At 31.8% G+C, this 20,263-nt stretch carries 23 protein-coding genes and 2 riboswitches; of the genes, 16 read left to right on the forward strand and 7 right to left on the reverse strand.

What is annotated here, in order from left to right; translation table 11 throughout:
* Nucleotides 1-159: 159 nt before the first annotated feature.
* Nucleotides 160-1,563 carry an o-succinylbenzoate--CoA ligase gene (gene menE / locus V6C74_RS05115; protein ID WP_002453506.1) on the forward strand — a complete coding sequence of 468 codons (1,404 nt, stop codon included), beginning with the start codon at nucleotides 160-162 and terminating at the stop codon, nucleotides 1,561-1,563.
* A complete protein-coding gene (gene menC, locus V6C74_RS05120) occupies nucleotides 1,560-2,561 on the forward strand; it encodes an o-succinylbenzoate synthase (RefSeq protein ID WP_002453505.1) in 1,002 nt (333 codons plus the stop codon). Before menE ends, menC begins: the two co-directional genes overlap by 4 nt.
* On the opposite strand, the gene yidD is transcribed toward menC, so the two are convergent.
* Nucleotides 2,558-2,806 (reverse strand): membrane protein insertion efficiency factor YidD, encoded by a 249-nt coding sequence (gene yidD, locus V6C74_RS05125; protein ID WP_029625717.1) that lies wholly within the window; start codon nucleotides 2,804-2,806, stop codon nucleotides 2,558-2,560. The two genes, menC and yidD, sit on opposite strands and share 4 nt — an antisense overlap.
* 70 nt (nucleotides 2,807-2,876) lie before the next feature.
* On the opposite strand from yidD, the gene ytkD reads away from it, so the two are divergent.
* Together ytkD and V6C74_RS05135 are read left to right on the forward strand one after the other, a co-directional pair.
* Nucleotides 2,877-3,350 (forward strand): RNA deprotection pyrophosphohydrolase, encoded by a 474-nt coding sequence (gene ytkD, locus V6C74_RS05130; protein ID WP_002453504.1) that lies wholly within the window; start codon nucleotides 2,877-2,879, stop codon nucleotides 3,348-3,350.
* Nucleotides 3,331-4,116, forward strand: coding sequence for a prolyl oligopeptidase family serine peptidase (locus V6C74_RS05135; RefSeq protein WP_002453503.1), 786 nt, complete (start codon nucleotides 3,331-3,333; stop codon nucleotides 4,114-4,116). The genes ytkD and V6C74_RS05135 overlap by 20 nt, the downstream gene beginning before the upstream one ends.
* A 77-nt stretch (nucleotides 4,117-4,193) precedes the next feature.
* Here V6C74_RS05135 and pckA read toward each other — a convergent pair whose 3' ends face one another.
* Nucleotides 4,194-5,786, reverse strand: a complete 1,593-nt coding sequence (gene pckA / locus V6C74_RS05140) for a phosphoenolpyruvate carboxykinase (ATP) (protein WP_002453502.1) — start codon at nucleotides 5,784-5,786, stop codon at nucleotides 4,194-4,196.
* A gap of 155 nt (nucleotides 5,787-5,941) precedes the next feature.
* A riboswitch (SAM riboswitch) is annotated at nucleotides 5,942-6,053 on the forward strand.
* Between the two features lie 108 nt (nucleotides 6,054-6,161).
* On the opposite strand from pckA, the gene metK reads away from it, so the two are divergent.
* From metK to V6C74_RS05155, 3 genes are all read left to right on the forward strand, one after another.
* Nucleotides 6,162-7,355, forward strand: coding sequence for a methionine adenosyltransferase (gene metK / locus V6C74_RS05145; RefSeq protein WP_002453501.1), 1,194 nt, complete (start codon nucleotides 6,162-6,164; stop codon nucleotides 7,353-7,355).
* A 110-nt stretch (nucleotides 7,356-7,465) separates the two neighbouring features.
* The gene (locus tag V6C74_RS05150; protein WP_002453500.1) at nucleotides 7,466-8,374 is read left to right on the forward strand and encodes a nuclease-related domain-containing protein; all 909 of its coding nucleotides are present in this window, start codon (nucleotides 7,466-7,468) and stop codon (nucleotides 8,372-8,374) included.
* 155 nt (nucleotides 8,375-8,529) lie between these two features.
* A complete protein-coding gene (locus V6C74_RS05155; RefSeq protein WP_002453499.1) occupies nucleotides 8,530-9,369 on the forward strand; it encodes an aldo/keto reductase in 840 nt (279 codons plus the stop codon).
* Between the two features lie 78 nt (nucleotides 9,370-9,447).
* On the opposite strand, the gene V6C74_RS05160 is transcribed toward V6C74_RS05155, so the two are convergent.
* Genes V6C74_RS05160 through V6C74_RS05170 form a run of 3 tightly spaced genes read right to left on the reverse strand, consistent with a single transcriptional unit; the run spans nucleotide 9,448 to nucleotide 10,526 of the window.
* The gene (locus V6C74_RS05160) at nucleotides 9,448-9,804 is read right to left on the reverse strand and encodes a CrcB family protein (protein WP_002453498.1); all 357 of its coding nucleotides are present in this window, start codon (nucleotides 9,802-9,804) and stop codon (nucleotides 9,448-9,450) included.
* Nucleotides 9,801-10,163, reverse strand: a complete 363-nt coding sequence (gene crcB, locus V6C74_RS05165; protein WP_002434729.1) for a fluoride efflux transporter CrcB — start codon at nucleotides 10,161-10,163, stop codon at nucleotides 9,801-9,803. The genes V6C74_RS05160 and crcB overlap by 4 nt, the downstream gene beginning before the upstream one ends.
* Before the next feature lie 54 nt (nucleotides 10,164-10,217).
* Nucleotides 10,218-10,526, reverse strand: coding sequence for a hypothetical protein (locus V6C74_RS05170; RefSeq protein ID WP_002434733.1), 309 nt, complete (start codon nucleotides 10,524-10,526; stop codon nucleotides 10,218-10,220).
* A 292-nt stretch (nucleotides 10,527-10,818) separates the two neighbouring features.
* On the opposite strand from V6C74_RS05170, the gene V6C74_RS05175 reads away from it, so the two are divergent.
* Together V6C74_RS05175 and V6C74_RS05180 are read left to right on the forward strand one after the other, a co-directional pair.
* Nucleotides 10,819-11,532 carry a transaldolase gene (locus V6C74_RS05175; protein WP_002453497.1) on the forward strand — a complete coding sequence of 238 codons (714 nt, stop codon included), beginning with the start codon at nucleotides 10,819-10,821 and terminating at the stop codon, nucleotides 11,530-11,532.
* A gap of 155 nt (nucleotides 11,533-11,687) precedes the next feature.
* The gene (locus tag V6C74_RS05180; protein ID WP_103175528.1) at nucleotides 11,688-12,131 is read left to right on the forward strand and encodes a hypothetical protein; all 444 of its coding nucleotides are present in this window, start codon (nucleotides 11,688-11,690) and stop codon (nucleotides 12,129-12,131) included.
* Here V6C74_RS05180 and V6C74_RS05185 read toward each other — a convergent pair.
* Nucleotides 12,118-12,561: a competence protein ComK gene (locus tag V6C74_RS05185; protein WP_103175529.1), complete on the reverse strand. Its 444-nt coding sequence runs from the start codon at nucleotides 12,559-12,561 to the stop codon at nucleotides 12,118-12,120. The genes V6C74_RS05180 and V6C74_RS05185 overlap by 14 nt on opposite strands.
* 19 nt (nucleotides 12,562-12,580) lie before the next feature.
* Entirely contained in the window at nucleotides 12,581-13,051 is a 471-nt protein-coding gene (locus V6C74_RS05190; protein WP_002453494.1) for a sigma-70 family RNA polymerase sigma factor, read from the reverse strand.
* A 208-nt stretch (nucleotides 13,052-13,259) separates the two neighbouring features.
* Between V6C74_RS05190 and V6C74_RS05195 the strand changes: the two genes are divergently transcribed.
* The 7 genes from V6C74_RS05195 to ribE (V6C74_RS05225) all read left to right on the forward strand — a co-directional run bounded on the left by V6C74_RS05195 (nucleotide 13,260) and on the right by ribE (V6C74_RS05225) (nucleotide 20,240).
* Nucleotides 13,260-13,478 (forward strand): hypothetical protein, encoded by a 219-nt coding sequence (locus tag V6C74_RS05195; RefSeq protein WP_002443489.1) that lies wholly within the window; start codon nucleotides 13,260-13,262, stop codon nucleotides 13,476-13,478.
* A 315-nt stretch (nucleotides 13,479-13,793) separates the two neighbouring features.
* Nucleotides 13,794-14,645 (forward strand): N-acetylglucosaminidase, encoded by an 852-nt coding sequence (locus V6C74_RS05200; protein WP_002453493.1) that lies wholly within the window; start codon nucleotides 13,794-13,796, stop codon nucleotides 14,643-14,645.
* Nucleotides 14,646-14,958: 313 nt separating this feature from the next.
* Nucleotides 14,959-16,449: an FAD/NAD(P)-binding protein gene (locus tag V6C74_RS05205; protein WP_172601875.1), complete on the forward strand. Its 1,491-nt coding sequence runs from the start codon at nucleotides 14,959-14,961 to the stop codon at nucleotides 16,447-16,449.
* A 139-nt stretch (nucleotides 16,450-16,588) separates the two neighbouring features.
* Nucleotides 16,589-16,725, forward strand: a riboswitch (FMN riboswitch).
* A gap of 132 nt (nucleotides 16,726-16,857) precedes the next feature.
* Entirely contained in the window at nucleotides 16,858-17,907 is a 1,050-nt protein-coding gene (gene ribD, locus V6C74_RS05210) for a bifunctional diaminohydroxyphosphoribosylaminopyrimidine deaminase/5-amino-6-(5-phosphoribosylamino)uracil reductase RibD (RefSeq protein ID WP_002453491.1), read from the forward strand.
* 6 nt (nucleotides 17,908-17,913) lie between these two features.
* Nucleotides 17,914-18,546 (forward strand): riboflavin synthase, encoded by a 633-nt coding sequence (ribE, locus tag V6C74_RS05215; RefSeq protein WP_016898255.1) that lies wholly within the window; start codon nucleotides 17,914-17,916, stop codon nucleotides 18,544-18,546.
* Nucleotides 18,547-18,557: 11 nt separating this feature from the next.
* Nucleotides 18,558-19,739, forward strand: a complete 1,182-nt coding sequence (gene ribB, locus V6C74_RS05220; protein ID WP_002453489.1) for a 3,4-dihydroxy-2-butanone-4-phosphate synthase — start codon at nucleotides 18,558-18,560, stop codon at nucleotides 19,737-19,739.
* 42 nt (nucleotides 19,740-19,781) lie between these two features.
* Nucleotides 19,782-20,240, forward strand: coding sequence for a 6,7-dimethyl-8-ribityllumazine synthase (gene ribE / locus V6C74_RS05225; RefSeq protein ID WP_002434688.1), 459 nt, complete (start codon nucleotides 19,782-19,784; stop codon nucleotides 20,238-20,240).
* The last annotated feature ends 23 nt before the right edge of the window (nucleotides 20,241-20,263 follow it).

The following is a 20,263-nucleotide window of genomic DNA, read 5'->3' on the forward strand; positions in this document are numbered from 1 at the left end:
GTAAATCTTATTTAATATTATAACATTTATAAAGGTATAATTAATATATGTTTATCTAAAATAACGTGCTAACCCCTATATATTTTCAAGCTAAAGTACTGATAATTATGAAGTGAATCGTTATAATGAGTATTGTATTTAATTATGGAGGAATGCGTTGTGGGTTATTGGTTAAAAGAACAATCACAATTAAATAAAGATAAAATTGCAGTGGCCACTGATGAACAATCATTAACGTTTAGTGAGCTATATGAGAATGCTTATGATTTGGCACGCTACATTCAGTCACTTCATAAGAAAAGAGTAGGTTTATTTATTAAAAATGATTTAGATTCGGTCATTCTTATACATGCTTGTTGGATTGCTCAAATCGAAATAGCGATGCTCAACACGCGTTTAACTGAGCAAGAAATGAGAAATCAGATGAAATCAGTTCGTGTTGATACCATATTACATACGATGCCTCTAACAATGGAGGATTTTAAATTATACAACATTGAAGGTCTTAGAAATTTAGCACCTCAACAACTCCAATCTAAACAATTTAATCTTGAAGATATCGCATCTATTATGTTCACTTCTGGAACGACAGGCCCACAGAAAGCTGTGCCACAAACGTTCCATAATCATTTAGCAAGTGCCACAGGTTGTAAACAAAGTTTAGGATTTGATCAACATACAAAGTGGCTATCAGTTTTACCTATTTATCATATTTCTGGTCTGAGCGTTATTTTAAGATCAGTCATTGAGGGATTCACAGTTCGCTTAGTTGGTAAATTTAATACCAATAAGATGCTTCATATTATTAAAGATGAAAACATGACGCATGTCTCACTTGTTCCTCAAACATTAAAATGGTTGATGGATGGTGGTCTTACACAACCATTCTCAATAGAAAAAATTTTACTTGGAGGAGCAAAACTCTCTTCTAATCTGATAGAGCAAGCACTTGCCAATCAGTTACCAATTTATAACTCTTTCGGTATGACAGAAACATGTTCTCAATTTCTAACAGCTTCACCTGAAATGTTAGCTCAAAAACATGATACAGTTGGTAAACCGAGTGATAATGTAAAAGTAAAAATTAAGAATCTTAATCAAGATGGTCATGGTGAACTTCTTATCAAAGGTGAAAATGTGATGAATGGTTACTTGTATCCTGAGAATTTGACTAATACATTTGAAGATGGCTTTTTCAAAACTGGAGATATTGCTGAGATAGATGAAGAAGGTTTCGTAATGGTTTATGATCGTCGTAAAGATTTAATTATAAGTGGGGGAGAGAACATTTATCCATACCAAATAGAAACAGTTGCAAAACAATTTAATGAAATTTCTGATGCAGTATGTGTAGGTGTTGCTGATGATACTTGGGGACAAATTCCTGTGCTTTATTTTGTTTCTGAAAATGAAGTCAATAGAGAAGAATTGTTAAACCATTTTCAACAGAATTTAGCAAAATATAAAGTGCCTAAAGCCTTCTATCAAGTAGAGAATTTACCGTATACCTCTACAGGAAAACTGCAACGTAGCAAAGTATCATATGAAGGAAATCAATTATGATTATTAAAGCTATTCATTTATACACGTATAAACAACCTTTCAAATCTCCCATTATTACACCTAAAGTTAAACTTTATGAACGTGAAAGTTTAATTGTTGAAATTTTAACCCGAGATAATCAATCTTTTTATGGTGAGTGTAATGCGTTTACTACGAATTGGTATGATGATGAAACGATAGATATAGCAGTCCATACGCTCAATGAGTGGATACCTCAGCTTATTGACAAAGAATTTAATTCATTTAGTGAATGGTCTGTTTATTTAGAGCAACTTGAGGAGACCCCAGCGACTCGTTCAGCTATCGTTATGGCAGTTTATCAAATGTATCATGAGTTATCATCTTTCTCAGTAACCTATGGTGCGACAATAAGTGGTTTAACAAATGAACAGTTACATAAGCTTTATGAAACACAGCCACGTCGTGTTAAACTTAAGTGGTCTTCACAACTTGTTGAAGATATCAATGCTATACATCAAAATGATATTCATTGTGATTTAGCACTTGATGCGAATGAATCGCTGAATGTTGAATCATTTTCAAAGATTAGTGAGGTTAATCAAGCGAATATCATATATATTGAAGAACCGTTTAAATCATTAGAGAATTTAAATGCAATGAATGTGAGCGAATATCCACCTATAGCTATCGATGAGAAGGCGACTTCTATCAAAGATATTGTTTCAATTATTGAAAAATTTCCTATTCAATTAGTTGTTTTAAAGCCGTATAGATTAGGTGGTATTGATAAAGTTTTAGAGGCAATAGATATTTTAAAAGAAAAAAATATTAAATTTGTAGTCGGTGGCATGTATGAATTTGGATTAAGTAGATATTTTACAGCAATGTTAGCTAAAGAGGGAGATTATCCAGGTGATGTTACACCTTCCGGATATTACTTTGAAGAAGATTTAGTGAGAGATTCAGGCATTTTAAAAGAGGGAATGATTCATTTTATTCCCCCTAAAGTACAAAAAACTAAATTAACAAAACTTTAATGTTTATGTTCTGATGTCGATTGTTTATCTTTTTTTAATGGTACTGGATCGAAGCCACCTTTATGAAATGGATGACATTTCAAAATGCGGCGTATACCTAAATAAAGCCCTTTAAATGCACCATGATATTGGATTGCTTCTCTCGTATATTCCGAACATGTTGGATAAAATCGACAAGTAGGTGGTGTCAACGGTGATATAAATCGTTGATAAAATACAACTAGCGCTAGAAAAATCTTTTTTATCATGGTATTGCGCCTCCAACAAATTATTTAATAGATTTATTTTAACATAGTAAGAGGGGATGTGTGGATTGTGGAGTTTCGTGATAAAGACAATCGAACGGTCACTTTAAAATTTAAAACGAATAAGGATACGCCTAATGGTAATCACGTACTCACGATTCCAATATATAATCATCAACTCTTATTTACTCGACACAAAGTTCGTGGAATTGAATTCCCTGGGGGTAAAGTTGAGTCCGGTGAAACACCATTAGATGCGGTTTTAAGGGAATTATATGAAGAGACAGGCGCAATTGCCGAGAAATGTATTTATTTTGCACAATATAGAGTTAACACAAATGATCATAGTACTTTTCTTAAAGATGTATTTTTCATTGAAGCGAGTCATTTCATTGAAACTTCAACTTATTATGAGACAAATGGTCCATGTCTATTTGAAAATGTTTCCAACATACCTAAGGATAAGCAAAGTTTTCTAATACAAGATGCGACGATATTGAAATGTTTAGAAAGGGTGAGAGCGCTTGGATTTTACAAAAATTAAGAAAATGCCAATAGACGCTCATACGCATCATTTTGATGAAGTAACCTATAAAGTAGATGGATTAAATGTCAAAGCTTTAATGATGACACCAGTAGACCAAAATGTAATTCAACGTATAGTTATATATCTTCGCGGTGGAAAAGGGCAAGTAGGTCGTGTAAGAGCTGCAAGATTAATGCAGTTTGCAAATGAACACACGCTAGTTATAGGGCCATACTATAGAGGTAATAACGGTAGTGAAGGTAAAGATGAATTTTATCGAGGAGATTTGAATGATGTAACACAATTAATTCGACTTTTACATGATAAATATCCCTCAGCATATATTCATATGATAGGATTCTCACGTGGCGGACTACAAGGTTTATTAACCTTTCAAGACTTACCTGTAAATAGCTTCATCATATGGGGAGGCGTCTCAGATATTCATTTAATGTATGAGGAACGTGTTGATTTAAGAGGGATGCTAAGACGAATGGTGGGCCATCCTAAAAAAGATAAAGACGCTTATGAACAAAGAAACGCGATGAAAACCATTGATTCTACCAGCCCTCCTATATTAATTGTACATGGAGGTAAAGATAAGCAAGTTGGCATTCACCAAGCTTATGATTTAGAAGAAAAGTTGAGAGCTAAGAGGGTGTACTACGAAACGTTTTATCAACTAGATGAAGGTCATGTGCCACGGCCTCCAGCAATGAAAGAAACATTATCTAAAATTCAACAATGGATGACCAATATTGAAGAAACTAAAGGTAATTTGTGATATCAAATTTTAAATCAAGATAGAGATATATTAAAAAGGGTGAGACAAACGTCTCACCCTTTAATAATTGGAAATATTTATTTATTGAATGCACCTTTTTCAGCAATACGTTCTACTTCTGAACCAAACTTTTTAAAGTTTTCCTCAAATTGATTAATTAAGTCTTGAGCTTGTTCATGATATTTATTTGCATCACTCCAAGCGTTCACTGGGTCTAAGATAGTCTTTGGCACATCTTTAATTTCAACTGGGACATTTAAACCAAATGTTTCATCTTTTTTATATTCAGCATCTTTTAACTTTCCTGAAATAGCTTGGTTTACCATCTGACGCGTATAGTGTAAGCTGATTCGGCGTCCTACACCATATTTTCCACCAGTCCATCCTGTATTAACTAAATAAACGTCAACATCATGTTTATCGATTAATTCACCTAATAAATCAGCGTAAACAGTTGGATTTAATGGTAAGAATGGTGCTCCAAAACATGTTGAGAACGATGGTTCAGGCTCAGTTACTCCACGTTCTGTACCGGCTAACTTAGAAGTGAATCCACTTAAGAAATGATACATTGCTTGATCTTTGGTTAGTTTGGAAATAGGAGGGATCACACCAAAGGCATCAGCAGTTAAGAAAATGATTGTATTAGGATGAGCTGCTTTTGAAGGCAACACGATATTATCAATATGTTCGATAGGGTAAGCAGCACGAGTATTTTCAGTAAACTTATTGTCATCGAAGTCTACTGTACCATCCTCTTTTACGACTGTGTTCTCTAGTATAGTGCCGTATTTAATTGCATCATAAATTTGAGGTTCTTTTTCTTTAGAGAGGTTGATTGCTTTGGCATAACATCCACCTTCGATGTTAAATACACCATTTTTGTTCCAGCCATGTTCGTCATCCCCAATAAGTTTTCGTTCTGGATCAGCTGAAAGGGTTGTTTTACCAGTGCCTGATAGTCCAAAGAATAAAGCGACATCACCTTTTTCACCTACATTAGCTGAACAATGCATGCTCATGATATCTTGCATTGGTAAAAGGTAATTCATTACTGAGAAAATACCTTTTTTCATTTCTCCGGCATATTCAGTACCACCAATTAAAATGACTTTGTGCTTGAAAGAAATGATGACAAATGTTTCTGATTTAGTGCCATCTACTTCTGGATCAGCTTTAAAGTGAGGTGCTGATACAATTGTGAAATTAGGTTTGATATTTTTAGCTTCATCTTTAGATTCTGGACGAATAAACATATTATGCGCGAATAAATTATGCCAAGCCAATTCATTAATCACAGTTAACTTTAAACGTGAATCTTTGTCGCTTCCTGCATAACCATTAAATACGTATAATTCATCTTTTTTACCTAAATAATCTAGAACTTTATTATAAAGTTTTAAAAAAGTTTCCTCATCAATAGGTTGGTTAATGTCTCCCCAATCGACATTATCTCTATAAGAAGGTTCAGTTACGATAAATTTATCTTTAGGTGAGCGCCCCGTATATTTCCCAGTACTTGCATTCACTGCACCTAATTCAGTTAATTTCCCTTCGTTATTATCTAAAATTTTATTGTATAGCTGAGTTGTTGAGAGTTGAAACTGTGTTGATGGTTTCTCTAGTAAATTTTTTATTTTTATTGTTTCTGTGTATGTGTCTACTGACATACTCAATCCCTCCAAAGCAATAGTATTTATGTAAGCCTTTACATTTAAATAGTATAACACATTAATTTTATTAATCCACCGTTAACATAAGCATTTAACGAAAATCATAAATTGACATTGAACCTTGAATTCGGTACTATTATTCTTAACGGATTCTCTTATCCTGAGTGGTGGAGGGACATGGACCCAATGAAACCCAGCAACCTCTTTTATGATAAAGAAAGGTGCCAAACCGTTTGCAGACATATATCGTCTGAACGATAAGAGCGAATGGACGTTTAAGGGCCTTCTCTCTATCTTGATAGTGATGAAGGCTCTTTTATTTAGCTCTCAAATAAAAGAGAATTTTCGTAATTTATATTAAAGGAGCAAAACATGACTTATAATAAACGATTATTTACTTCAGAATCAGTAACTGAAGGTCATCCCGATAAAATTGCAGATCAGGTATCTGATGCAATTCTAGACGAAATTTTAAAAGACGACCCAAATGCGCGTGTCGCTTGTGAGACAACAGTAACGACTGGTATGGCGCTTATTTCTGGTGAAATTTCAACATCAACATATGTTGATATACCTAAAGTAGTGCGTGAAACAATTAAAAATATTGGTTATACAAGAGCTAAATATGGTTATGATTTCCAAACTATGGCAGTTTTAACCGCTATTGATGAACAATCTCCAGACATCGCACAAGGTGTTGATAAAGCGCTAGAATACCGTAATGAAATTTCAGAAGAAGAAATAGAAGCGACTGGTGCAGGAGATCAAGGGTTAATGTTTGGGTATGCCACTAATGAAACAGATACGTATATGCCATTACCAATTTTCTTATCACATCAATTTGCTAAACGTTTATCTGATGTGCGTAAAGATGAAATTTTAGATTATTTACGTCCTGATGGAAAAGTACAAGTAACAGTTGAATATGATGAGAACGATCAACCTAAACGTATAGATACAATTGTTGTATCTACTCAACATGCTGAAGATGTTGAATTGGAACAAATTGAAGCAGATATTAAAAAACATGTCATTTACCCTACAGTGTCTGATGATTTATTAGATGCTGATACTAAATTCTTTATTAACCCTACAGGTCGTTTTGTTATCGGAGGACCACAAGGGGATGCAGGATTAACTGGACGTAAAATCATTGTTGATACTTACGGCGGTTATGCACGTCATGGTGGCGGTTGCTTCAGTGGTAAAGACCCAACTAAAGTTGACCGCTCAGCTGCTTATGCTGCACGTTATGTTGCTAAAAATATAGTAGCCGCGGAGTTAGCTGATCAATGTGAAGTGCAATTAGCCTATGCCATTGGTGTGGCTGAGCCAGTATCTATTTCAATTGATACTTTTGGTACTGGTAACGTTTCAGAAGCTAAACTAGTTGAAGCGGTTAGAAATAATTTTGACTTAAGACCAGCTGGAATCATTAAAATGTTAGATTTAAAACATCCTATTTACAAACAAACTGCTGCATACGGTCATTTTGGCCGTACTGATGTTTTACTTCCTTGGGAAAAATTAGACAAAGTTAATTTACTTAAAGATGCGGTCGAATGATAACCATAGCTTTCAAAATTAAGGGAAATAAATATTAATTAAATGTCGAAAAATTGATTTTTTTCTATTATAATGAGAGTTATTGAAATGGTTAAAGGAGCGTTGTTGTGATGAGTTTATCTTCACCGATAGTTATAGGCTTAATCGTTGCAATTATTGTGGCAATTCTTTTCTTTATTCTCTTTTTAGTAGCGAATCACAGTAAAAAGAAAATTAAAAACCAAACAGAAGCCCAATATAAAGAAAAAGAGCAACATATGAAAGAATCTCATGAAGAAGCCTTAGAAAAAGAAAGAGTTGAAAATAAAAAGGCTGTCACAAAACAAAAAGAAGATTTTGATGCGACAGTAAGCAGTAAAGATAGAGAAATTGATGCATTAAAACTATTTTCTAAAAATCATAGTGAATATGTAACAGATATGAGATTGATTGGTATTCGTGAACGTCTTGTTAATGAGAAGAGAATTCGTCCTGAAGATATGCACATTATGGCAAATATCTTCCTACCAAGTAATGAATTTAATAATATCGAACGCATCAGTCATCTTGTTTTAACTAGAACTGGTTTATATATCATTGATTCTCAACTTTTAAAAGGTCATGTGTATAATGGTATTAGTGGTGCTCAGTTCAAAGAGTTACCAACAATGTCTCAAGTATTCCAAACACTTGATTTAGATGAATCTACACCTCAAACATTAGTATTAGATCAAAATGAAGATCAACAATCTTTATCATTTGTTAATTATTCTGAGAAGATTAAACATATTCAAAATCTTGCAGGTGATTTACAAAGTGAATTAAACACTAAATATACACCAACTTCAATTTTGTATTTTAATCCTAAAAATGATGGAGATGTTACAATTTCTAATTATAATCGGGCTTCTAATGTTAAGGTTCTAGTTGGGCCTGAACAACTCGATGAATTCTTTAATAAATTTGTATTCCATGGACGTATTCAATATAACGTGGACGAGTTACAAACTATTATGGATAAAATAGAGTCTTTTAATTAATCAATACAAACGTAAGGAAATGATTTTCTTACGTTTGTATTTTTTTATTTGAACAGGGTATAGAAATCTGAAGAGAGAAAATCATATTAATATTTTTACAGTTAAATTGAATCGTAATATGATAGACACCAAAGCATAGATGAGGAGTGAATATGATGGAAACAGTTCAATTTTATAATGGTAGAGAGATGCCTAAAGTAGGTTTGGGGACTTATAGAGTTGAGAATAGTGATCAATGTAAAGATGCTGTTAAACATGCTATTGAAAATGGTTATAGAAGTATTGATACAGCCAAAATATATGGTAATGAAGAAATGGTTGGTCAAGGGATAAAAGAAGGACTAGCTTCTACAGGTTTAAAACGTGACGATTTATTTATAACTTCTAAATTATGGTTAGAAGATTATGGTCGTAATAATGTTGCACAAGCTTATGAAACAACCATTCATAAATTAGGTTTAGATTACTTGGATTTATATTTAATGCATTGGCCTGGAACAAATGAAGCAGTTATGATTGATACATGGCAGGGAATGGAAGATTTATATAAAGATAATAAAGTTAAAAATATCGGTGTAAGCAATTTTACTCCTGAAAATTTTGAAGCTTTACTCGCTCAAGTATCTATAAAACCTGTTATCAATCAAGTTGAATTTCATCCATATTTAATTCAAAAAGACTTACGTAAATATTTAGAAGCACAAAGCATCGTTATGGAATCTTGGTCTCCGTTAATGAATGCTAAAATTTTAGAAGATGAAACTATCAACGAAGTCGCAAATGAGATAGGTAAATCACCTGCACAAGTGATTATAAGATGGAATGTTCAACATGGGGTAGTTGTCATTCCTAAGTCAGTGACGTCGCATCGTATAGAAGAAAATTTAAATGTATTTGATTTTGAACTTTCTGATGCTCAGATGGAGAAAATTGATAGTTTAAATAAAGATGAAAGAATGGGACCGCATCCTGCCGAGTATAACGGACATAAATAATAAAGACCATAATAAAAGCACTCTGATACATGTATCAGAGTGCTTTTACTATGGTCTTTTTTTAAATAGTCAACAGTATTAAAGATGAAATCCTATATAACAAGCTATAAATCCAATTAAAAATTGCAGTAGTGAATATCCTATAAAATGACCTAGTTTAAAATTGGGTGTCATGAAATGAACTAATTCATTTGTAAGTGTAGAGAAAGTAGTTAATCCGCCTAGAACTCCTGTTATAAAAAATGGTGATATCCAGTCATTTGAAATTGAAGAACCCAACGTTATCCCGACTAGAAAACTACCTAAAATATTAACTATTGAAGTTGCTATAGGAATAGAAGAATTAAATTTTTCATTACATATATTTGTTATAAACGCTCTAATTACAGCGCCCAAACCTCCACCAAACATAACAAGAAGGATAGCTAATTTCATAATTGACCTCCTATTTTAACTCCTAAGTAACAGAAAATGATACCTAAGATGTAACTTGTCAGTCCATATATGATAAGCATCATAAAATTGTGATGATCAAATAATTGGACGAGCTCGAATTGAAAAGTGGAGAAAGTCGTCAAGGCGCCTATAAACCCTGTTGTTATTGCTTTTTTAACTAGAGGGTACCTTTTAAACAGGGTAATAGTCAAAGTACCAATTAGTCCCATTAAAAATGCACCTAAAAGATTGACTAAAAAGGTGCCTAAAGGGAATCCCGAACTATCATTTAGCGTTGAAAAAGCGTAACGTAGTAATGCACCCAAAGCGCCACCAATAAATATATATATGTACTGCATGGGATTAACACCTCATTAACGTTTTAACATTTTAATTTTATTTATTACATTTGATTAATTAAATATAAAACCAAATGTGTGTAGTGATGAAAGAATGTGTATCACAATAACTATAAATATAATTAAGGGTAGAAGTTTACTTGCTACTTTTATCCAATCTTTACTTTCTCTTGAATATTTAATTGATTTATCCGCAAAAATAATAGATAAAATTAAGATAATAATATTTACTATTGATGTAGCAACCATTAATTTCATAAATGAGCCTAAAATATGACTCAATAAAGAATTGTTAGTATTAAAGAAAAAACTAACAATAATCATAAGTATACTTAAGTAAAAGTATTTCTTAGAACGTGCCATACGTTGCCTCCTTGATTTACATCATTACAATATACTATCACATTTTATGAATATGAGAATAGTAAAAATAATTTGATCATTATTATAAAGATTAATATCTCTTTTTAAACAGCGATTTTAAGGCATATCATTCGATTGTGTGAACGGTGCATGTTATAAATATCTTATAAAGTTTTAATAATAACACGTGAAAGCTATAATTCTATTATAATTATAAATATACATACATATCTTGTTTTAAAATATTTATGAATTATCGTATTGAACGTATTGAGTTAAGGAGGAACAACAAATGACGAAGTTAAATGTAGAAGTATTTGCAGATGGCGCTGATATTGAGGAAATGAAAGCTGCTTATAATAATAAGTATGTTGATGGTTTTACTACTAATCCTAGTTTAATGGCTAAAGCAGGGGTGACTGATTATAAAGCATTTGCTGAAGAAGTAGTTAAAGCAATTCCGGATGCATCTATTTCTTTTGAAGTTTTTGCGGATGATTTAGAAACTATGGAAAAGGAAGCTGAAATCCTTAAACAATATGGTGATAATGTTTTTGTAAAAATACCTATTGTAACAACAACAGGGGAATCAACGCTTCCCTTAATAAAAAAATTATCAGCTGATAATGTGAGATTAAATGTCACAGCTGTTTATACCATTGAACAAGTTAGAGATATTACAAATGCTGTTACTGAAGGCGTACCTACATATGTTTCAGTGTTTGCTGGTCGAATAGCTGACACTGGTGTAGATCCACTACCTTTAATGAAGGAATCTGTTGAAGTTACTCATAGTAAAAAAGGTGTTAAGTTACTTTGGGCAAGTTGTCGCGAAGTGATTAATGTTATTCAAGCTGATGAAATAGGTGCAGATATCATCACATGTCCAGCTGATGTGGTTAAAAAAGTTAATTCAAATTTGGATCGTAATATTGAAGAACTCTCAATTGACACAGTTAAAGGTTTCGCTAAAGATATTCAAAGCTCAGGTCTTTCTATCTTGTAAAGCTTAATTGTAGTTAATTTATAAAAGCAATCGATGAAGAAATAACACTTCATCGATTGCTTTTTCATTGAAGATATTTAAGAGTGATTGCAACAGTATGATAAATAATTTATGATTTATAGTAATTATTAGATTTGAGGAGCGAACTCCAATATATGGACAAAAAGACATTTAAAGAAAAGGTTCAAAAACAATTATGGTTTTTAAATAAAAAAGAAAAAGAACAATTGAATAAAAAGCTAAGTCAGATAGATAGTGAAGATAATGTAGATTTTAATAAACCCATTCAGTTTTCTAATCGTTATCTCAAAAGTCATATATACGAGCATAAAAGTGCTACTTCAGGTAAAACCTTTATATTACTATTTAGTATTGTTGTAACATATGCTTTATTACTTGGATTATTTTTAACAGGTTTGATAACAAGTTTAACTTCAGTTCATTACTTTATTAATCCTAAAGTTGAATTATCTAGTTTATTAGTAATTATCATTTTAATAGCAGCAATCTGTATAATGATATTGAGCCTTTATTTAATTAAAATAATTACAGCATTATTTACAAAAAAATTACTGGAATTAAAATTTAATAAGTGCTAGTCTTTTCAATGATTTGAGCAAGAGTTAAACTTTCTTGCCATTTTTTGGATACCAGTGTATAGGGGATTTCAGTACGAAGTAGAGTCGTATTGTCGAAAATGATAATAGTAGAATCTACAGAAGAGTGAATTCCAATAATTTTACGTGCGTTAATAAAATATTTTATTGATGCACGTTTTTGTGTTAGTGGGAATAAAATTGTATCTCGATTGATATAGATAGGTATTAGTTTATTTATATTTAGTAATCTTTTAGCTTTTAACGATTGCACTTGTAATGAAGTGTGATTCAACTCAAGTAGATAGTGAATCATTTTCTGTGGTGTAAAGGGGACAGTGATATGATAGTCAGAGTATTGTATACGTGTTTCTGTCTCATTAGATATAGAAGTTTTTAAATAAAGTAAATGTCTCGTTGAATAAGTAGTCATGTTGTTCATTCCTTCATGGTTATTTAAGATTATTTAAACATTTTTGTTTAGTGGAGTTTTTAATTTTCTTTATAGAAGTTAGAGATAAATTCATGTGCTGGGCTATCTCATATTGTTTAAAGCCTTGAATATGAAGACGCAGCCATTGCGCTTCTTGTGGTTTGAGTTGATCAGAGAAGTCTTCTAACACTAAGTTAAAATCATTGAGGAGAATAGTAGAATCATAAGAATTGTGAAAATGGGTATCAAGCGTAATTTGATTGGATCTATTATTTTCTTTCCTAAAATGGTCTATTAAATGATATTTCAATTTCGTGAAGAGATATGTACTTATCGAGGTTGATTTTTGTTCATCGTAATTTAGAGTGAGTTGCCACATTTTAATAAGTAAGAGTTGATAAAATTCATCATAATTATAAGTGATGTGATAGTGATTTAACAAATAATGAATAATTTTATTATAGTTTTTATAAACTTCTTCAAATTCCAAAATATGCACTCCTATTTATGTACATAAATATTATTTCCGGATAAAAAGAAGATAACTTACTTTATAAAAATTATCATTTGCGTAATTTTCCAATAAGGTGTTAAATAGTAAGCATAGACTTATTAAAACTCAAATAAAAAAGCATAAAATTGACATTAAAATGACAATTCAACATAAATAAATTTGGTATGCACTAAGGGAGGTTAATATGGATTACGCACACTTAAATTTAGAGCACTTTTTCGCACGTAACGATGATTTAGATGTAATTAGAGATCGTTCTGATTTCGTCATGATAAATAATTTTACTAATGAAATGAAGTATCGTGATGGTGAAATTGAAGGGACAATTGATTTAAATCAGTATTATTATAAAAATCGTTCACAAGCGGCTAGTTTTATTATGATGGAATATAAAAAGTCTTAATTCATATATTATAAAAATCGAGGTTGCTTATCATCATTTAACGTTTTTTCTCATGATTAATATCCTTATTAATAGAGATTTATTGCTGGTTTTACGTTCTATTATTAGATGTAGACACTCATTTATTCTCGAGTGATAAAAAATGATGAAGAAGTGAAACCTCTATTTTTATTTTTTAGTTTCATTTTTATTACTATTTATTTATGAATTTGTAACATTACCAATATAAAATTGTGAATCTGAATTAATAATGTTAAACTTTATTATCGTAATGAAACTGAATAGTTTAACAACAATGACCTAAGAGGTGTGACTATGATTAAGCACAAAAAGGGCTCTATATTAGCTATTTTAGGATTGCTAATAGTATTTGTTGTTGCTGCTGTTATTTTCTTTTCAATGATTTCTGATCAAATATTCTTTAAACATGTAAAGTCAGAAAAGAAAGTAATTAAAATCGATAAAACTCTAGATAAAGCAGCAAAGAAACAAATACATAACTATACGAGTCAACAGGTATCTAATAAAAATAATGATTCATGGCGTGATGCATCAGATGCTGAAATTAAAACAGCTATGGATAGTAGTGAATTCATTGATAATGATAAACAAAAATATCAATTTTTAGATTTATCAAAATATCAAGGTATAGATAAAAACAGAATTAAACGTATTTTATTTGATAGACCAGTATTATTAGAACATACTGATGACTTTTTAAATGCAGCTAAAGCTAAACATGTTAATGAAGTTTATCTCATCTCTCATGCGCTTTTAGAGACAGGTTCAGCTAAAAGTGAATTGTCTAAAGGTGTAGAAATCGACGGCAAAAAATATTATAACTTTTATGGTGTAGGTGCATTAGACAGTGATCCTGTTAAAACAGGTGCAGAATACGCTAAGAAACATGGTTGGGATACTCCACAGAAAGCTATATATGGTGGTGCTGATTTCATTCACAAACATTTCTTATCTCATGAAGATCAGGACACGCTGTATAGTATGAGATGGAACCCTAAGAATCCTGGTGAACATCAATATGCAACAGATATTAAATGGGCTGAAAGTAATGCAAGCATTATTGCAGATTTCTACAAGAACATGAAGACTGAAGGTAAATACTTTAAATTATATGTATATAAAGATGATAAAGAACATCAAAAATAGAATTTAAAAAGCATCGCTATTTTGAGAATTTTCTCGATAGCGATGCTTTTTTTGTGAGTAGTGCAAAAGTTTATAGAGGGTTTAATTTAAGTTATTTTGCTTTATTTTTACTGGATAACCATGTGAACAGAATGATAAATACAATTAATATTTTTGTTAGTAGTTTCATTATTTCACCTCGACAAAATGATTTTAGCATATCTATATAAGATTAAAAGTAATTAGTAAAGGATATGTTTATAAGGTATATATTTTTTAAGCTTTCACATTAATTGATATAATAACTGAATACATAAATAGAAGGATGATGAATATGCGTGTGGCAATAATCGGTATGGGAACAGCTGGTGTCAGTGTTTTACGACAACTTGTTAAACATGAAGATTTTTCCAAACTTAAAGTGGATGTGTACGACGATGCAAAAAATATGGGGCAAGGTGTACCATTTCAGAATGACAGTAGTGAATTATTAATAAATATGCCCTCAAAAAAAATGAGTTTAAATTTAGATGATGATGAAGAATTTTGGAAATGGTATCAACAACAAACCGAATTTGATTTTCCGAATCCACAGTACTTACCAAGGTTTGTTTTTGGTCATTATATGAAGTCACATCTTTCTCGATACGACCAACAATACGAGAATCTAACAATTATTAATGATAAAGTTCAGGAAATCTTTACTAACTCAAATGTGGATGATACGAAGTTAAAGTATTATGTATGTAGATGTGAAGATGATAAAGAATGGAGAGAATATGATTATTTATTTTTAACGTTTGGTACGTTTAGTTATCACGATCCTTATCATTTGAAAGGTAAAAAAGGATACATCCAAACACCATATCCAACATATAATACATTAGATCATGTAGATGATTCAGATAGGATTGCTATTATAGGTACTGGGTTAGCGAGTTTAGATGCAGTGAGATATGTTGCTGCACATCATCCTAATTTGCCGATAACAATGACAAGTCGTTCAGCCTCTTTACCTAGTGTAAGAGGTAAGATGATAGATATACAATTTACTCATTTAACTAAAGATCATTTTAATGGAATTAAGGAAAATAATTACGGTAATGTACCTCTAGATAAGGCAGTTGCTTTGTTTTTAAAAGAGTGTGAGGATTATGAAATTGATTTTCAAAAATTAGTGAATAGAAGAACTGGTCACCATATTAAAGATTTACAATTTGATTTAAATAATGAAACAGAAATGGGAGTATTTCAAAGTATCATTGAGCATTTGAAAGAGAATTTAGATTGGATTTGGAATAGTTTAAGTTTAAGAGATCAAGAATTATTTAATCAAAAATACTCAAAAATGATTCAATTAAATTCAAACCCTATGCCTCCTAGAACTGCAAAGTTACTTATACAGTTAATTGAAGAAGGATATCTTGAAATAAAGAAAGATTTAGAAGATATTCAACATGACAATAATCAATTTTATTTAAAATTTAATAATGAAGATCAAGAAACTGAATTATTTGATGTAGTGATTAATGCAACAGGATCCAAAACACACCTCGAACAATTAGATGAAGATGATCAATTGATGTTAAATCTTGAAAATCGTCAAATTGTACAAAGACATCCTATGGGTGGCATTCAAATTATTCCTGAAACCAATCAAGTCATTAGTCCAAGATATGGTACGTTGACGAACGTCATTGCCATTGGTCAAATGACAAATGGTGTTAACAAATTACGTAATGGTGTGAAGATGATTGTTGATCAAGTAGTGAATACAGTATCTCACTTATATTTGACGCAAAAAGAAATGGAAAAAAATAGGTAAATTATCGACTAACGGATAAAATTCCACTAATAAATAAAATTTGATTGATGTTATTAAATTGAGTTTTGAAATCAATTATAGTAAGATTTTATTTGTAGTTATTAACTACATCACTCAATTAACCAATAACAATTTCATATAATTCTTTCGGGGCAGGGTGCAATTCCCAACCGGCAGTAAATTAAGCCTGCGACCTGCTAATATTTAATAATATTGGTGGCTGATCTAGTGAGAATCTAGAGCCGACAGTGAAAGTCTGGATGGGAGAAAGAATATAATTACTCGACAAGCAAATTTGTAGGACTATGTCTTATAGTAAACAAATATGCTTATTTAAAGATATATTATTAATCTCCTTATGCCTAATTAAATTGGTGTAAGGTTTTTTTATTTTGTTGAGGTGATAAATTGAGTCGATTTATGAATTATGCCATTCAACTTGCTCAAATGGTTGATGGTCAAACTGGTATAAATCCACCGGTTGGTTCTGTAGTGGTTAAAGATGGTAGAATTGTCGGTCTAGGCGCCCATTTGAAAAAGGGTGATAAACACGCAGAAGTACAAGCATTAGATATGGCGGGAGAAAATGCTAAAGATGCAACTATATACGTTTCTTTAGAACCTTGTACTCATCATGGTTCTACACCACCTTGCGTAAATAAAATTATTGAATTTGGTATTCGTAAGGTTATCTATGCGGTAAAAGACACTACCTTAGCTTCTAAGGGTGATGAAATACTTAAAGAAGCTGGTATTGAAGTTGAATTTCAATTTAATGAGAATGCCGCTGAACTTTATAAAGACTTCTTTACTGCTAAAAGAAATAGCATCCCAGAGTTAACTGTTAAAGTTTCATCTAGTTTAGATGGCAAACAAGCTACTGATTCTGATGAGAGTAAATGGATAACTAATAAAGAAGTTAAAGAAGATGTTTATAAGTTGCGTCACGAGCATGATGCTGTATTAACAGGTAGAAAAACGATAGACGCTGATGATCCATTGTATACGACTAGAGTTCAGGATGGTAAGCATCCAATTAGAGTTATTCTATCAAAGTCAGGACAAATTGATTTTGAGCAACAGCTATTTGCAGATACTGCTTCACCTATTTGGATTTATACTGAAAATGAAAATTTAAAAAATCAAAGTAATGATAAACATATAGAAATTATTTGTTTAGAAAAATGCGATAGTACAGCTATATTAAAAGATTTATATCAAAGAGGTATTGGAAAACTGCTAGTCGAGGCAGGTCCAAATGTTACTTCACAATTTCTCCAATCTCATCATTTAGATGAACTCATTCTTTATTTAGCCCCGAAATTAATAGGTGGTTCAGGTAAACATCAATTTTACAAAACTGATCAAGTCATTGATTTACCTGAAGCAACTCAATTTGAAATTGTTTATTCCAAGTTAATTAATCAAAATTTAAAATTGAAACTACGAAAGAAGTGAATGCCTATGTTTACAGGTATCGTTGAAGAAATTGGTACCGTTCAACACGTGCGTTCTGAGAAATCAGTGAGAACTTTAGAAATTAAAGCGAATCGCATTCTTGAAGATATGCATATCGGTGATTCTATAAGTGTGAACGGCGCATGTTTAACGGTGATTGATTTTAATGATACAGCTTTCTCAGTCCAAGTGATTAAAGGTACTGAAAATAAGACCTACCTAGCCGATTTACAACGTCAGGCTGAAGTAAATCTTGAGAGAGCGATGAGTGGTAATGGCAGATTCGGTGGACATTTTGTTCTTGGACATGTTGATGAACTTGGAACGATTTCTAAAGTTAATGAATCAGCTAACTCAAAAATAATTTCAATCAAAACTTCAAAAAATGTTTTAAATCAAATGGTACAACAAGGTTCTATCACTGTTGATGGCGTAAGTTTAACAGTCTTTGATCTTCATGAAACCACATTTGATATTCATCTTATTCCAGAGACGCGTAAGTCTACAATTTTATCAGATAAAAAAGTGGGCGATGCAGTTCACTTAGAAACAGATGTACTTTTTAAATATGTGGAAAATATCATGAATCATCAAAAATCTGAACTAACAGAAGATAAATTACGTGCATTTGGTTTTTAGGAGGAATTTATATGCAATTTGATACAGTTGAGTTAGCTATTGAAGCATTGCGAAAAGGTGAAAGTATCATTGTAGTAGACGATGAAGACAGAGAAAATGAAGGTGACCTTATCGCAGTTACTGAATGGATGGCTGACGATACGATTAATTTTATGGCAAAAGAAGGACGTGGTCTCATATGTGCACCTTTAGATACTTCAATTGCTAAAAGGTTAGAGCTAAATGCTATGGAACCGCATAATACTGATGCTTATGGTACACATTTCACCGTGAGTGTAGATCATAAAAATACGACTACAGGTATTAGTGCCTATGAGAGAACAATGACAGCAAGAGCGCTTATAGATCATCATGCTAATGCCGAAGACTTCAATCGCCCAGGTCATTTATTCCCATTAATTGCTAAAGATAATGGTGTACTAGAACGTAATGGTCACACAGAAGCGGCTGTAGACTTAGCAAAATTAACTGGAGCTAAACCAGCAGGTGTGATATGTGAAATTATGAATGGTGATGGAACAATGGCTAGAGGTGAAGACTTACAGAGTTTCAAGGAACGCCATAACTTAAAAATGATTACGATTGAAAGTTTAATTGAATATCGTAAGCAATCTGAGTCACATGTGAAGTTAAATGCTAAAGTTAATATGCCGACAGATTATGGAAAATTTGATATGTACGGTTTTACAACTGACTTAAGTGATGAAGAAATTGTAGTGATTGCTAAAGGATCAATTCGTTCAAATGAAAATGTTCGTATACACTCTTCATGTCTAACGGGTGATATATTCCACAGTCAAAGATGTGATTGTGGTGCTCAACTTGAAGCATCAATGAAATACATCGATGAACACGGTGGTATGATTATATATCTACCACAAGAAGGACGAGGTATAGGATTGATGAATAAATTACGAGCTTATGAATTGATTGAAAAAGGTTATGATACCGTGACTGCAAACCTCGCTTTAGGATTTGATGAAGATTTAAGAGATTATAATATAGCTGCTCAAATTTTAAAATATTTTAACGTTGAAAAAGTTAACTTATTAAGTAATAATCCTAAAAAATTTGAAGGATTAAAAGAGTATGGTATTAACATTGAAGATAGAATTGAATTAATTGTTCCCGAGACTGCATATAATCATAAATATATGGAAACGAAAAAGTCGAAAATGGGTCACTTAATTTAATTATGAATTGAGTATGTAAACACATTAAGGAGGACATAAAATATGAATTTTGAAGGTAAATTAGTAGGTAAAAATTTAAAAGTTGCAATTGTAGTAAGCAGATTTAATGATTTTATTACAGGTCGTTTATTAGAAGGCGCGAAAGATACATTAATTCGTCATGAGGTCGAAGAAGAGCAAATTGATGTTGCATATGTACCGGGTGCTTTTGAAATTCCATTAGTTGCTAAGAAATTAGCTCGAAAAGGTGACTATGATGCAGTAATTACACTTGGATGTGTTATCAGAGGGGCTACTTCTCATTATGATTACGTTTGTAATGAAGTTGCAAAAGGTGTTTCTAAGGCAAATGAAGTATCAGAGGTACCAGTTATTTTTGGTATTTTAACAACCGAAAGTATTGAACAAGCTGTTGAGAGAGCGGGTACAAAAGCAGGGAACAAAGGTTCTGAAGCAGCAGTAAGCGCAATTGAAATGGCTAACCTAATCAAACAAATATAGACAAAGCAAAGCGATACGGAGAA

The sequence above is a fragment of the Staphylococcus capitis subsp. capitis genome (assembly GCF_040739495.1).
GTDB classification, from domain to species: Bacteria; Bacillota; Bacilli; order Staphylococcales; family Staphylococcaceae; genus Staphylococcus; species Staphylococcus capitis.

Coding starts and splice junctions, on each gene's coding strand:
- menC (WP_002453505.1), top strand. CDS start 1,560: ATGATTATTAAAGCTATTCATTTATACACGTATAAACAACCTTTCAAA.
- pckA (WP_002453502.1), bottom strand. CDS start 5,786: ATGTCAGTAGACACATACACAGAAACAATAAAAATAAAAAATTTACTA.
- metK (WP_002453501.1), top strand. CDS start 6,162: ATGACTTATAATAAACGATTATTTACTTCAGAATCAGTAACTGAAGGT.
- V6C74_RS05150 (WP_002453500.1), top strand. CDS start 7,466: ATGAGTTTATCTTCACCGATAGTTATAGGCTTAATCGTTGCAATTATT.
- V6C74_RS05155 (WP_002453499.1), top strand. CDS start 8,530: ATGGAAACAGTTCAATTTTATAATGGTAGAGAGATGCCTAAAGTAGGT.
- V6C74_RS05160 (WP_002453498.1), bottom strand. CDS start 9,804: ATGAAATTAGCTATCCTTCTTGTTATGTTTGGTGGAGGTTTGGGCGCT.
- crcB (WP_002434729.1), bottom strand. CDS start 10,163: ATGCAGTACATATATATATTTATTGGTGGCGCTTTGGGTGCATTACTA.
- V6C74_RS05170 (WP_002434733.1), bottom strand. CDS start 10,526: ATGGCACGTTCTAAGAAATACTTTTACTTAAGTATACTTATGATTATT.
- V6C74_RS05175 (WP_002453497.1), top strand. CDS start 10,819: ATGACGAAGTTAAATGTAGAAGTATTTGCAGATGGCGCTGATATTGAG.
- V6C74_RS05180 (WP_103175528.1), top strand. CDS start 11,688: ATGGACAAAAAGACATTTAAAGAAAAGGTTCAAAAACAATTATGGTTT.
- V6C74_RS05185 (WP_103175529.1), bottom strand. CDS start 12,561: ATGACTACTTATTCAACGAGACATTTACTTTATTTAAAAACTTCTATA.
- V6C74_RS05195 (WP_002443489.1), top strand. CDS start 13,260: ATGGATTACGCACACTTAAATTTAGAGCACTTTTTCGCACGTAACGAT.
- V6C74_RS05200 (WP_002453493.1), top strand. CDS start 13,794: ATGATTAAGCACAAAAAGGGCTCTATATTAGCTATTTTAGGATTGCTA.
- V6C74_RS05205 (WP_172601875.1), top strand. CDS start 14,959: ATGCGTGTGGCAATAATCGGTATGGGAACAGCTGGTGTCAGTGTTTTA.
- ribE (WP_016898255.1), top strand. CDS start 17,914: ATGTTTACAGGTATCGTTGAAGAAATTGGTACCGTTCAACACGTGCGT.
- ribB (WP_002453489.1), top strand. CDS start 18,558: ATGCAATTTGATACAGTTGAGTTAGCTATTGAAGCATTGCGAAAAGGT.
- ribE (WP_002434688.1), top strand. CDS start 19,782: ATGAATTTTGAAGGTAAATTAGTAGGTAAAAATTTAAAAGTTGCAATT.